Annotated in this window: 1 protein-coding gene; it reads left to right on the top strand. The window is 35.7% G+C overall.

Annotation, left to right across the window (positions count from 1 at the left end; all coding sequences use genetic code 11):
• A partial coding sequence (locus H4J59_RS19120; protein ID WP_404851992.1) for a hypothetical protein occupies positions 1-218 on the top strand: 218 nt, incomplete at its 5' end.
• Positions 219-314 lie beyond the last annotated feature (96 nt).

Raw genomic sequence — 314 nt, 5'->3', positions numbered from 1 at the left:
TCGGTGGTTTTAGTCATATAAGTCACACTGTTCAGTTCGATTGCTTCCCTGCCAGTTTATTAGTGCACTGCCATTTTAGTGAAGCACAAAAGCTACGTGTTGCACAGAGCAGTCATGCTGAAACCAAATTACAAAAGCAGTTGCATAAATTTCTTTTTAAAAAAGGAATCGTGTTAAAAAATCCTAAAATGAATTTAAAACTGCAAGGTCCGGCTTAGAATCAAACAGACTATATTTCACAAGTTGTGTAATAAATATTTAGCTAGATGGATAATACTCTAATACTCACTGACCAGATGTCAACAAAGCCACCA

The organism is Colwellia sp. MB02u-10, from assembly GCF_014077185.1.
In the GTDB taxonomy this organism is placed as follows: domain Bacteria; phylum Pseudomonadota; class Gammaproteobacteria; order Enterobacterales; family Alteromonadaceae; genus Cognaticolwellia.
This window is presented reverse-complemented; position numbering and strand designations above follow the sequence as displayed.